General features: G+C 68.7%; 13 protein-coding genes and 1 pseudogene. 8 read left to right on the top strand and 6 right to left on the bottom strand.

Going from position 1 to position 12,158, the window contains the following annotated elements; translation table 11 throughout:
• Positions 1–28: 28 nt before the first annotated feature.
• Complete coding sequence (locus IF09_RS0130080) at positions 29–1,600, bottom strand: alpha/beta hydrolase (protein WP_030300973.1); 1,572 nt, start codon at positions 1,598–1,600, stop codon at positions 29–31.
• Positions 1,601–1,871: 271 nt separating this feature from the next.
• Here IF09_RS0130080 and IF09_RS0130075 point away from each other — a divergent pair, with 271 nt between their 5' ends.
• The 6 genes from IF09_RS0130075 (at position 1,872) to IF09_RS45895 (ending at position 5,740) form a co-directional block, all read left to right on the top strand.
• A complete protein-coding gene (locus IF09_RS0130075; protein WP_030300971.1) occupies positions 1,872–2,327 on the top strand; it encodes a DUF3592 domain-containing protein in 456 nt (151 codons plus the stop codon).
• Positions 2,328–2,965: 638 nt separating this feature from the next.
• Positions 2,966–3,154 carry a hypothetical protein gene (locus IF09_RS40785; RefSeq protein ID WP_051833099.1) on the top strand — a complete coding sequence of 63 codons (189 nt, stop codon included), beginning with the start codon at positions 2,966–2,968 and terminating at the stop codon, positions 3,152–3,154.
• A 199-nt stretch (positions 3,155–3,353) separates the two neighbouring features.
• Positions 3,354–3,884 (top strand): hypothetical protein, encoded by a 531-nt coding sequence (locus tag IF09_RS0130065; RefSeq protein ID WP_030300969.1) that lies wholly within the window; start codon positions 3,354–3,356, stop codon positions 3,882–3,884.
• Positions 3,885–4,377: 493 nt separating this feature from the next.
• Positions 4,378–5,076, top strand: coding sequence for a hypothetical protein (locus IF09_RS45900; RefSeq protein ID WP_158710078.1), 699 nt, complete (start codon positions 4,378–4,380; stop codon positions 5,074–5,076).
• A 124-nt stretch (positions 5,077–5,200) separates the two neighbouring features.
• On the top strand, positions 5,201–5,479 hold the full coding sequence (locus tag IF09_RS0130050; protein WP_030300963.1) for a hypothetical protein: 279 nt from the start codon (positions 5,201–5,203) through the stop codon (positions 5,477–5,479).
• An 18-nt stretch (positions 5,480–5,497) separates the two neighbouring features.
• Positions 5,498–5,740, top strand: coding sequence for a hypothetical protein (locus IF09_RS45895; protein WP_037636354.1), 243 nt, complete (start codon positions 5,498–5,500; stop codon positions 5,738–5,740).
• A 243-nt stretch (positions 5,741–5,983) separates the two neighbouring features.
• Here the strand turns inward: IF09_RS45895 and IF09_RS0130035 are convergent, their stop codons facing one another.
• The 5 genes and pseudogenes from IF09_RS0130035 to IF09_RS48345 all read right to left on the bottom strand — a co-directional run.
• Entirely contained in the window at positions 5,984–6,448 is a 465-nt protein-coding gene (locus tag IF09_RS0130035) for a hypothetical protein (protein WP_030300959.1), read from the bottom strand.
• Between the two features lie 217 nt (positions 6,449–6,665).
• Positions 6,666–7,319, bottom strand: a complete 654-nt coding sequence (locus IF09_RS0130030) for a hypothetical protein (protein WP_030300957.1) — start codon at positions 7,317–7,319, stop codon at positions 6,666–6,668.
• Positions 7,316–8,638 (bottom strand): AAA family ATPase, encoded by a 1,323-nt coding sequence (locus IF09_RS0130025; protein ID WP_030300955.1) that lies wholly within the window; start codon positions 8,636–8,638, stop codon positions 7,316–7,318. Before IF09_RS0130025 ends, IF09_RS0130030 begins: the two co-directional genes overlap by 4 nt.
• Positions 8,639–9,286: 648 nt before the next feature.
• Positions 9,287–9,796: a hypothetical protein gene (locus IF09_RS43625; RefSeq protein ID WP_234321193.1), complete on the bottom strand. Its 510-nt coding sequence runs from the start codon at positions 9,794–9,796 to the stop codon at positions 9,287–9,289.
• Between the two features lie 139 nt (positions 9,797–9,935).
• A pseudogene (locus IF09_RS48345) lies at positions 9,936–10,356 on the bottom strand (transposase); the annotation flags it as partial.
• A gap of 74 nt (positions 10,357–10,430) precedes the next feature.
• Here IF09_RS48345 and IF09_RS0130010 point away from each other — a divergent pair.
• Together IF09_RS0130010 and IF09_RS0130005 are read left to right on the top strand one after the other, a co-directional pair.
• Positions 10,431–10,757 (top strand): hypothetical protein, encoded by a 327-nt coding sequence (locus IF09_RS0130010; protein ID WP_030300950.1) that lies wholly within the window; start codon positions 10,431–10,433, stop codon positions 10,755–10,757.
• A gap of 225 nt (positions 10,758–10,982) precedes the next feature.
• A complete protein-coding gene (locus IF09_RS0130005) occupies positions 10,983–11,501 on the top strand; it encodes a hypothetical protein (protein ID WP_030300945.1) in 519 nt (172 codons plus the stop codon).
• Positions 11,502–12,158 lie beyond the last annotated feature (657 nt).

The following is a 12,158-nucleotide window of genomic DNA, read 5'->3' as shown; positions in this document are numbered from 1 at the left end:
CCGCGCTCGGAACGTGAAGCGCGGGCCGCTACCCCGCCTGCTTGACGCAGGTCCGGTCCCTCGCCGGCAGCTTGCCGGTGGCCAGGTACCGGTTGACCTGGTCGTCCACGCAGGCGTTGCCGTAGCGCCCGAAGAGGGCGTGCCGGTTGGCGCCCTCGAGGGTGACCAGCCTGGAGCTCGGCAGCTGCTTGTGCAGCTCGACGCTTCCCTTGTACGTCGTACGCGGGTCACCGGTGGCGGCGACGATCAGTGCAGGGGCATCGCGCCGCACCCGGGTGGGCTCTTCGCGCGGCGAGTCCCAGAAGGCGCACGGGTTGATGTTGTTGGTCAGAGCGCCGAACAGCGGGTGCGCGGTGCGGTTGCGCTCGATGTCCCGCCAGTAGAGCTCGGGATCGCGCGCGCCGGCCACGTCCCCGCAGATGACGGCGGACTGCGCGCCGGTGGGCTCGCCCTCACCGCGCAGCACGTACCGGAGCTCCGGGACGAGCATCGGCGGCACCGTCGTCGGCCGGCCCTCCGCGGCTTTGGCCAGTACGGAAAGCAGCTCGCCGAACGACGCCCGCGCCGGGGCGGTGTCGTCCGCGATGCCCGAGAAGAGGAGGAGCGGCACCTGGCTGTCGTCGATCCGGAAGGCATCGGCGCCGGCGCCGATGGTCAGCGGACCGCGCGCGGCCGCCGCGACGATGCGGTCGACGGCGGCGAGCACCTCGGCGCGGCTGCGGCCGAGGCCGTGGGTGTCGTGGTGCTCCGCGGCCCAGGCGGCCCAGTCGGACAGCGCCTTCTCGTTCTCGTGCTCGGTGCCCTTCAGCAGCCGGGGGCGGTAGTCGCTCGGGTTGATCGCCCCGTCCAGCACCATCCGGTCGTGGCGGCCGGGGAACATCTGCGTGTAGACCGTGCCCAGGTAGGTGCCGTACGAGTAGCCCAGGAAGGAGATCTTCCGCTCGCCGAGCGTGCCGCGGATGACGTCCATGTCGCGGGCCGTGTTGCGGGTGGTGATGTGCGGGAGCACCGCGGCGTCGGTGGCCCGGCACTTGTCGGCCAGGCTCTTCTGCAGGGCGACCTGGCGGTCGAAGCCCGCCCGGCCGGTGCCGGCGGACAGCCAGGTCATGCCGACGGGCAAGCCGCAGTCCAGCGCGGTGCTGCGCCCGATGAAGCGCGGGTCGAAGCCGACGATGTCGTAGCGGGCGCCGACCTCCTTCATCGACGCACGGGCCTGCGGCGGGGACTGGAGCGCGGGACCGCCCGGACCGCCGTTGTTGAGGAGGATCGCGCCGATGCGGTGGCGGGTGTCGGTGGCCTTGAGCCGGGAGATCGCCACGGTGATCGTGCGCCCCCGGGGGTCGGCGTAGTCCAGGGGCACGGTCACGTCCGCGCACTGCACGCCGGCCTGGTCCAGATCGCGGCCCGTGGTGTCGTCGGGGCCCTTGATGCAGCTGCCCCAGCCGAGGTGCTGGCGGTAGTACCGGTCCAGTCCGGCCCCGGAGCTGTCCTGGGAGGGGGTCTCGGCGGCCGTGGCCAGGACGGGGGAGGACGTGAGGCAGGCGGCGAGGGTCAGGCCCACGGCCAAGGCGCGGCGTGCGGCGGGGCTGACAGTGGTCACGGGGTCTCCTTGAGCATCGTCCGCTTCGTGTGATCGCATGCCCCGAGGCTAGGAACCCGCCCTGGTACGGCACATCGCCCAAGGGCACGAGGACCCCGGTCCCGTCCACCCCCTGGTCCGGGACCTGCGCCCCGGTCCGGTCTCCTCCTCCGGGAGGAGACCTTTGGCGGGCTGCGCTGAGGGCCGTCCCGGCCACGGGCCTGCCGCAAGGGGAGATCGCCGCACTGGCATGCTGTCAGGAGTTCTTCGGCTCCAGAATCGAGACGCCCCTGTGTCTGCTTCCCAGGTCCTCTTGCTCTTCGCATCGGTCTTCACCGCCGCGGGGTCGGTCATCGGCGTCGTCGCCTCCCTCAAGATCCGGCGCGTCCGGTTCCTGCTGAGGGAGGGCAGCACTGCGCGGGGCGTGGTGACCCGTCTTGAGGAGACCCGGATCGCGCCGGCCTCGGATGCCGGCAGCACCAGCCGGAGCGTCGGAACCACCGTGTACTACCCGGTCATCACTTGGAGCACGGGCGACGGCCGCGCAATGGAAACCCGGACGAACATCGCTCGGCCCAAGGCCAGGACCCTCCCCGTCGGTGCCCGCGTCGAGGTCCGATACGACCAGGCAGACCCGTCACGCTGGACCCTCCCGGCCGAGGGCACCGCCTTCTGGTGGCTGTTCAGCGCACTGGGCGCGTTGTTCGTCGCGATGGGGCTGGGGTTCGCCCTAGGGGGCCTGTCGTAAGGGGCCTTGACGTGCAAAACGTTCGCGAAACACCCGGGTCCGTACACCTGGAGTCATGAAGAAGCATCTCTCCGGCTCAAGACCAGCTAACAGAGCTCGTTTACAGTCCCCAATGCGCAGATACGGCGAGCCACACGATGTGGTGAAGAACTGTCAGACCAGCCCGAATGCTTCTTCGGACTCTTGATGGGCGACGTGTGATGTGCAGTGGTTGGCGACAGGGCTTTCAGGTGGGTTTTGCCTGGTGGTCGGGTTGTGGGGTGTAGTTCTTCTGCTGAAGGCCGGTGTCGTTCCCGCTGAAGGTTTGCTGTCGCGTGTCCGGCGGCCGCCGAGGCACAGTTGCCGCACGGCCTGGTCCTCGATGGCGAACTGGTGGTCTGGGACACCGGGGCAGGTGGATTGCCCTTGGATGCATTGCAGCGCCGACGCCACCTGCGGCGCCGCTGGCCTCACCGCGCGCTGGCCGGCCTACTTCGTCGCCTTCGACCTCTTGCAGCAGGACGGTCAAGAGATCCTCGCGCGCGCCTGTACGCCGAGCGGCGCGCACCGCTGGAGACGCCGAGGACTGCGCCGCGTGCCGCGGCACGAACCCTGACGACCCGTTCCTGTTGCCCCGGATCGACAGAGGAGCCCCGACCGTGACCATCCGCATCCGCGCCACCGACGTGTCCCGCCAGCCCGGTGACGCCGGCCACGCGCACTCCGACTGGGATGGCGTCGACTGGGACCCCGGCTACCGGTCCAAGCAGGCCGACCCCCGCCTCGTCCAAGGCTTCCGCGATGGGCCCGGCGAAGCCCACCACCTCGAGCTGTACATGCTCGCCTGATGAACCTCGGCTACACGGTGATGGCCGAGCAGCAGGACCGCGGCGGCCCGACGCCGACTGGCGATCACCCGGCCGTGGCCCCGCAAGGGGCGCGCACCGGCGGCTCGCGCGCCCCATCGCCGTCACGAAACGGCAACACTCGCCCCATCCCTCCTCAGCAGCCGGTCAGATAGGGCCCTCACGCACCCCAGGGGATCCCATGAACCGAGCCGCCATCACCACTTCAGCCGCCGTCGCCGCCATCCTGCTCGCAGGGTGCAGCAGTGCCACCAGCTCTACGCCCAAGGCCGCCCCGAACGGGAAAGCCGCCGAGGCCGCGCCCGCCCCCGGCAAGGCCGGGGGTGACGCCTCGAGCGCCTTCGCTGCCGTCTCCGCCGCCGTACCCTCCGCGAAACTCGGCACGACCGTCACCGCCGAGAGCGATCAGAACCACATGCTCGGCCGGCCCAACGGCTACACCTCAAAGATCACATTCACCGACGCGCGGATCCCCGCCGAACAAACCGAAGGCCGCGAAGCCGACGCCCTCGAACTCGGCGGCAGCATCGAAGTCTTCCCGACCGCCGCCGAAGCCAAAGCCCGCGCCGAATACATCCAGGCGGCAAGCAAGGCCCTGCCCGCACTCGCCGAATACGACTACCTCCACGGGGGGACCCTGGTACGTGTCAGCCGACTCCTCACACCAGCGCAAGCCGCCGACTACGAGAAGGCCGCCACCAAGCTCCCCTGATGGTTACCAGGGCCCAACCCGTGCCCATCGTGGAGAAGTCGTGATCGAATACGTGCCCCGCAGCGGCCCGCCCGAGGCCATGCACTGCCCCACCGTCATCTGCGATGTCTACCGCCAGCAGGTCAACGGCCGGCAACCTCGTCTGGGCCAGACGTATGGACCGCCAAGACGACGGCCCCATGGGACAGACCCCGCTCTTCGCCGCACACAAGGAGCCTGCGACCGCGCCCTCGAGGCCTGGCTCAAGCAGCAGTACCCCGAAGGCGAATGGCCCCTTCTGCGGGAAGAGCTCGACGGTTTCCTCAAGCAGCTCGGGCACAGCGCCGAGCACCCCTTCGCCGATGACCACCGGGGCGATTGCCACAAGACGATCCTCAAGATGCCCAGCACGGACCTTCACAACGAGACCTGGCCCACGACCCCACAAGCTAAGCAACCCGAAGGCCCCGCTCGACATGGGCGAAGCGTTCGGACCCGAGGAGTCTGGTAGCGCATGACAGACATCAAGCCCGCGCCACACAAGTACACGGACGACTTCGAAGCACGCGCGGCCGCCGAAACCCAAGCAGCATTACAACGGGACCTCGCTGAACTGCAGTACCGACGGAAAACGCAAGCCACGATCGCTACGGGGGCCCTCACCCTGGGCGTGGTGATCATCCTCGCGCCCAGTTACGTATCCACCAACAGCAAGACCAGCAGCCTGCCCGACTGGGCCCTCCCCGTCATCGCCACCAGCGGCCTCATCCTGCTGGGCGCCACCATCGCTGCAACAGTCTTGCGAGACCAGCGCAAAGCCGCCGCACGACAAAAGAAGCCCAACGCCTCGACGAGGCGGTACACGATCTGCGAAAGCGGATGGAACTCCCCAGTCTGGTCAACTTCAACCGCATCCTGCTGGACCAATACCACAGCGAGGAGCGAACGCCGCGATGGGGCGGCCGAGGGCAAGCGGGTCCCCACGCCTGGTCAGGGATGGCTGCACAACACGAAGCCGCGTCGCCTCACGGGGGCAGCGGCCTACGCGAGCCGGGCCCTTGCCGGAACGGCATTTCACCCACAGCCCGCCGAACATCCTCCGACTGCACTTCGTCCCCCAGCACACCCGGCAGCACCCTCAGGGCCCGCGCCCAGTCCTCGCTCAACAGCTTGGGGCGAGGCCCGGGTACCCATCCGGCAACGCACACCGTAGGCCAGGACTGGACAACGCGGCAGCGGTGCCCGGGTCACCAGACCCGCACGCAAGACCCGATCGATAGCCCACTCACGTTTGCCTCCTGCGATACCGTGGTCGCACCAACTGCGAGGAGGCGGTCATGGGCGAGACACCGTGGACAATCGAACGGATCCGCGACGCGCTCGGCAGCCCTGACCTCGCCCAGCGCTTCCTTGGCGAGATCAACCGAGCGCCGGCCCACGAGCTGCTCACCGTCTTCGCCAAGTGGGAGCGCATCGCCAAAGGCACCCTGCACGCCGTCGAACAGGCCCGCGAGTTGGCCGCGTTCGACGAGCGCGGCGAACAACTCCCCGGCGAATGGATCGACGCCACCCACCGGATCCTCGGAGAACCCGGACCGGCCCGCGGCGCGGCCTGAAACTGAGAGTATGGGCGTGTGTACGCGCTGAAACTGGACCCAGCCGCCGAGGCCGTCTACGACGCCCTCCCGCCGCAGGCCAGCGAGAACCTCACCCGAGCCCTCGCCATGGCCTGCGAACACCCGCTGGACGCGACACACCCCTACGGCGTTGATGACAAAGTGATTCGTCAGATCATCACGCCGGACGTGCGGGCCATCCTCCTCGTCGGGCACAACACCCGAACCATCGCCGTACTACAGCTCGACTACCTCGGCTAAGCCGGGCAGCCCGGCGCCCTCGCCTCGCCCTCGCCCTCGCCCTCGCCCTCGCCCTCGCCCTCGCCCTCGCCCTCGCAGCCAAAACTCGTCCGGCCGATCATGTGCGGAGCCACATGCTGAGAACTGCGGCGGTGGCAGTGCCCAGGTAGACGCGGACAGCCACCTCGTCGGCCTCCGCCTCCGGGCCGCAACCATCTGGATCGACGACCGCTCAAGACAGCCGAACGATCACGCGCACAGGCCCTAGACGTACCGACGGGCCGTCGTGACGAACGCGTTGATCAGATCGCTGGTGGCGTTGCGCCGTGGGATGAGGGCCTCGCGGTCGACGGGGCGGTCCAGCTTGCCCACCTCCGTGAACGCAGCGTCCGCCGCGGCGAGCACCTCGGGCTCCTCCGTGATCAGGTGCAGCCGGAACAACGCATTCTGGGCCGCGGAGCGCCGCTCGAACGAACGCCCCCGCAAGGCGACCTCCGCGTCCGCGTCCTTTCCGTCCCGGACGCAGAACCAGTGGTGCAGCATGGCCTGGCGGAACTCGACGAGCAGCCCGGCGTACGTGCCGTACACGTCCAGCCGCTCCTGCCGCAGGCGCTCATCGCGGGCCGTCTCCTCCGTCCGCCGGGCGGAGCGCTGCTGGAACACGTGGGTCACGGTGGAGCCGAGCAGGGTGCCGAGGACCGCGATCAGGCTGGTGAGTATGGCGTTCATGCCCTTATACAACCAGCCGCAGAACGGGGCGGGTCGGACAGCTGCGTGGCGCCCGGCGCGGCGCTGACGTCGCGTTCGACACGACGGTTCCGGGTGCCCGCGTCGACGCCGGAGCGGGGCGTACCGCTCCAGGGAGCGGACGGAGGCAGGGCGGGAGCGGGCCGGCAACACCGGTGCCGGTGGATGGCCGTTGTTCACCCGGCCAGGAATTGCGCTGCTACAGAAAGTTCCGGGTCCGGAGCGCCCGCGCGGTGTCCTCGCACCACTTCTGGTACGACGGGAGCTGCTCGAGCACCTCGAGGTTCGTGCGCCGTACGAGCAGTTCCGCGCTGTCGCTCAGTACGTCGCGGCCGTCCGGCCCGAGGAGGGCCCTCCAGACCTGCTTGGGGTTCCGCTTCTCCTTGCAGCCCTTCATCGTGACATGGCCCTCCAGCGCGGAGGGCGCGGTGTACGGGTACGCCTTCAGGGGTTCGGCTCCGACGACCTGTTCCAGGGCTTTCCGGTCAGCCAGCATCCAGGACTCGGTCATGAGCACCGGAACGAGAGGTACCGAGACCCCGGCCCGTGCGACCAGTCCCCGCCTCTGCTCCAGCTCGGCGACCAGCTTCAGGCGTTCGTCGCGGGCGTCCTCATCACCATGGACGAAGACCACGTCGCAGTCCCGGGCGAGTTCCTCGGCCGCGCGCAATACCCGCTCCGGCTTGTCGTTCGTGCGTACGCCGGACACTTCGCACCGCAGTACCTCCACGGTTTGCGAGCTGCGTTGCTGGATCAGCCGGTCCAGCTGGCGCTTGACGAGGCTCGCCAGGTAGGGCCCGTCGCTGCCTTCGACGAGCAGCCCGGGTTGCAGCGGCCGGTACTTGTACGTCACGACGCCCCCCGGCCCAGGTTCCTCAGCAGCCTCTCCACGTGCTCCGGTGAGACCGTCTCGCCGGGGTCCCGCTCCGGATCGAAGGCCCGCAGCGGACGGGCCACGGTCGTGCGGACGACGCTCTGCGTCTGCGGATCCACCCTGTCGGCCTGCTCCATGAAGACGAGGCTGCCGGAGAGGTCGTCGCGGAGCGCTGCCAGCAGGGCCGGGGAGTGCGTGGTGGCGATGAGCTGCCGGTACGGGGCGGCGGGGGCGGCGGCGTCCGGTGTCACTCCGGTGCCTCGCCTGAGCCTGCGTACGAGATCGGCGACATGCTCGGGGTGCATGCCGTTCTCGATCTCCTCCACGTACATCCCGCACGGCCAGACCGGGTCCGCGGCAGCGGCGAGCAGGGCCACCATCCGCAGGGTGCCGTCGGAGAGGGCGGGCGGGCTGATCCAGCCCGTGTTGCTGAACTCCACCTCGAAGTCATATTCATCCCGGCGCCGGTCGTACAGCGGCCGGATGTCCTGCACTCCGTCGATGAGCGCGGCCAGATCCCCGACGAACCGCCTCCAGTTGCCGGGCGACTCGTCCTTGATGCGGTGCAGGACCGCCGCCAGGTTGCCGCCGTCCGGGGTGGTCCTGCCGGTGGCGACGGCAGCCGTCGGCGTGCGCAGCGCCTCCGGATCGAGAACGAAGGGGTGCCAGGAGGCGCACTCACGGGCCACCAGTGCGCGCAGCTCGGCGCCCGGCGCCACCGCGAAGTCCTCGGCGTACCTTTCACCGTCCTCTTCGGCGCCGCCTTCGAAGTCCCCCAGAGCCTGCGGATCCCAGGCAGGGCCGATGTTCCCCTTGAAAGCCAGATAGTCCACGTCGTCCGTGCGGGCGAGGAAGGCAGAGCGCGCCTGCGCGACGGCAGACTGCGCTTCCTCATCCAGCCCCACGTTCGACATCCACCCGGGTTTGACGAGGCTGCTGACCCAGATGGCGCTCGTCCTGTGCACTCCCACCTTGCCGTTCGGCATGCGGCCCACGCTCAGGCGGATACGGACCGGGAGTGGGCCGTCCTGCGAGGCGATCAGTGTTCCGATGGTGATGGCGAGCGTGTGGCCCGGCCCATCGGCGCCCCGGTGGAACAGACTGCCCGGGGACAGCCGGGAGTCTTCGCGGACCGTTGCCTCGAAGCCGCGGTCGGCGATGCCGGCGACCAGGCGCAGCGCATCGAAGAGGTTCGACTTCCCGGCTCCGTTCGGGCCCAACAGGAGGAGCGTCGGCGGCACATCGAGGCTGAAGTCGCGGAACGACTTGAAGCCGTCGATCCGAATCTGGGTGATCATCCTCTGGTCTGCTCCTCTGGGCCGTCACGTGCCCTGCCACCCTAGCGTCGAAGACATCACCGGCATACGAGCAGCGGTCGGTGCGGGACCGCCGGACCGGCGGTGATCCCCAAGCGCCGGGACGGCCGGTCGCTGCCGCCGAGTGAACTGATGACACCGCGCGGGCCCTGCTGGAGCAAGCTGCCCATCGTCACGGTTCAACGCCGGCAGAGCCGACAGACGGGCAACCTGCCCCTGCGCACTCCGTACTTTCCTGAGGAGCCTTCGCCCACGACCGCCACCGGGACCCGACGTGTCGCCCCCTACTCATCGCCACCCCCTCCTGGCCGGTGGAGGCGTCTCGCTCTCCTCCTCCGCTTTCGCCACTCCCACCACGACGACCACAAGCATCACCACCGACACCGACACCGACAGCCCGCGTCCCGTCGAGCACATCACCAACGAGCCCAGGAACGTGAAGAAGCTGGTCCATAGGGTCGAGACGCCCGGCACCGGGATCGCCGATCCGGCTGGCACGAACGTCAACGTCGACGAGAGCACGTGGGGGGGGGGGCGTCCTACCGCACGCCCTGCGCGCAGCTGGATTGCCTGAAAAGCTGATCAGGACGGCGCAGCTCGCACGGAGCTGAGCGCCAGCTGCGCCAGCTCTCAATCTTGATGCGACACACCGAGGTCGTGGCGCATAGCGGTTCTCATAGTTCGGAGCATCTCCCAGACCTCGTACTGGGCCTGGGCCGCCGTCTCCATCGTTTCGCCTGGTTCGGGGGTACCGCGTTCGAGGCGCTTGACCTGGCCGTAGACCTTGTTCAGGGCTTGATTGACGACACTCGCTCGCCTGAGTACTTCTTCGGGGGCGATCATCTGTGCTTCGGAGTATCGATCGCGGTGCGCGTTCTTCGCTTCCTCGAGTGCGTCGCTGTCGCCCTCCGCCACGCCGCGTTCCCTCATGACGTGCAGGTGGCGGTTGAGTGCGGTGGTGAACTGCCGAGCATCCCGGTTGAGTTCCACATAGCAGGTGCGTCGCAGCGAACGGGCCTCGCGGACCTCCTCATGGTCTCGGACGAGCTCTATCTCCAGACGCTTCGCTCGTTCGGAGCCGCGCTGGGTGAGCAGCGCCCCTCCCAGGGTTCCTGCGACGCCTGCGACAGCGATGATCACTGAACTGAGATCCACCGACGTACCCCGTGAAATTCTTCGGCCTCGTGCCCGCTGCACATGGTCCAGGCCGTCCAGTTTGCCGCTCCTCGGTGTGCCGCGGTTTGGTGGTGTGCGGGGTGGCTGTCCGCCTCGCCGGTGGCTATGACTCTGCCCCCGTCATGACGGGTGGCCGGGCGTTCTTCGAACCCGGCGCCCGGGCAGGCCCCGGACGAGACGGTTTCGGTGCACTGGCCGGGGAGCCGGTCTTGGTGCACAGGTTCCTGAACCCCCTGCGGACCCGGGCGGGCGTGAGCCTGTTCGGCGGAGCCGGTTTCTCCCAGGGCCGCCGGAGATCGGTGGCCAGCGGCTCGCGCGAGCCGGAGCTGGGCATGGGCGGCGATCACCAGCCACGTCCACCGGTCGGCAGCCTCCGAGCTGCGGAGACGGGGCTTGGTCCATCCAAGTGTCTGCTTGAACAGGCGGAAAGCGTGCTCCAGGTCGAAGCGGCGGAGGAAGGACTGCCAACAGCGCTCGACATCGGCCTTGGTGGCGGCGGTGCCCGACCACCACGGCCAGACCGGCACCGAACCGCGCCGCGGCAGCAGTCCCTCCGCCCCCGTTCATCGCCACCATCCCGACGAGGTTGGATAGCGGCATGGTGAGACGCAAGAAGGAGAAGAAGAAGCGGCCCGCCTGGGGAATTCCCAAGGGGATCGTCCTGCTGGCGACGCCGGAGGGATGGCGCTTCAGCATCCAACCCGTGGAAGGCGGAATGCTCTGCGGGCGCTTGGACGTTCCGATCAATACCGACCCGCAGGACGCGCGCGCCGCTGCGGTAGTCATGGTCGTGGAACTCGCGCGCGACTTCCACGACACCGACGTCGAGGTGACCTGGGATCCGCCCCCGGAGCCTTGGTCATGGACCGCCCAAGTCACCCTCGTCACCGGGAACGAACCTCCTTCGCCGGCCACCGGAGGTTAATCGGAAAGCTCAACAACCAGACCGCCACGAAGACTGGCCGCGTCAGCAAGCACTGGATCAACACCTCGAATGCGCGGGCAGGACGCAACGCTAGAACGTCTCCGCGTCGACCGGCAGCTCGAAGAGGCCCAGGCTCCGCGCGGGCCCTGCTGGAGCAAGCTGCCGAGCAGCAGCACCAGTGAAACCTGTTCGCACATGACCCCAGAGTGAAGGGATCATGGGCGGATGCCGTCGACCGATGCAGCAGCCAGCGAACTACAGGACCGCGCCGCTCTCTGGAGCGTGGGTGAGATCCCTGCAAGCGATGTCGTCAGCGCGGCCTGTGACGCGCTCGTCGCCGGCCTCGACAGCCCCGGACTTCGGGTGCTGGCAGCCTGCACACGCGCCGAGGCGGACTACGACGTGCACGACTTGCTCCCCGAAGCGCTCGATGAGCTCGGCCTCATTCTCTATCCGGCCACCAGTGAGGCCGGCCAAGAAGCCGCCGCACGAGCGCTCGCACGACGCATGCTGTCCGGCGGGCTAAAACCTTGGGAGCTCACTTTCCGGATCAACCAGCGCTACGGGCATGAGCTGGCCCTGACAGCACGGCTCGCCGAACTCGATGACAAGTACGCCTTCCTCGAATACGGCGGCGACAAAGCAGCAGCTCAGATCGATACTGAGGTCACAGCCGAAGCCCGCCGCCTGGCCGCAGCCCCCTTCCATGTCCGCCCCACCGAACCCACGGACATCCCCAGTTGAAGCGCACAGAACGACCCGCGAGTTCCCGCTGAACAAGCTTCAGGCAAACCGGCATTTCAGGCGAATCTTTGCAAATAATAGGCCGGCGTCCGCCGAGGGAATACGGCCACCGTGCAACAGGCCTGGTCACAGGCAGGCCTCCCCGACTTCGGCGCCGGATCCGTACGATGGCTCGCTCACGCGGGTACTCCCAGTCGGCGGCTGAAGTGGTGGAGCTCCGGCAGCGTACGTCGGCGGTCCCGCGCAGCCATGTCGGTGACCGAGGGGAATGGCAGGCTGCCGGCCCGAAAACCTGGCCCCGCCGGACGTACAAACCGCTCGCCCGCTGGAACGTCCTGCTCTTCGATGCCACGGGAGCATGCGTCTTCGGCCACGTTCACGCCATGGCAGCATGGGCCGCATGACGACCATCAGAAAGGTCCATGCCGCGTAGACGGCCAGGACACCTCCGGGCCGCCTTCCCGCGGCAGCTCCGGGCACACGGTGGGAGACCGGGTATCGACGGTCTCTCCGGGCGCACGGTGGCGGAGATCGCCCGCCTCGAGCACACCCGGAACTACCTGCAGCCAGGAGACGTCATCCTGGCCCTGGACCGGTGGAAGCAGTACGTGCGCGGCCCCAAGCGCCGGCTGTGGGACGAATGCGAGTGGGGCAACG

Source organism: Streptomyces katrae, from assembly GCF_000717655.1.
GTDB classification, from domain to species: Bacteria; Actinomycetota; Actinomycetes; order Streptomycetales; family Streptomycetaceae; genus Streptomyces; species Streptomyces katrae_B.
This window is presented reverse-complemented; position numbering and strand designations above follow the sequence as displayed.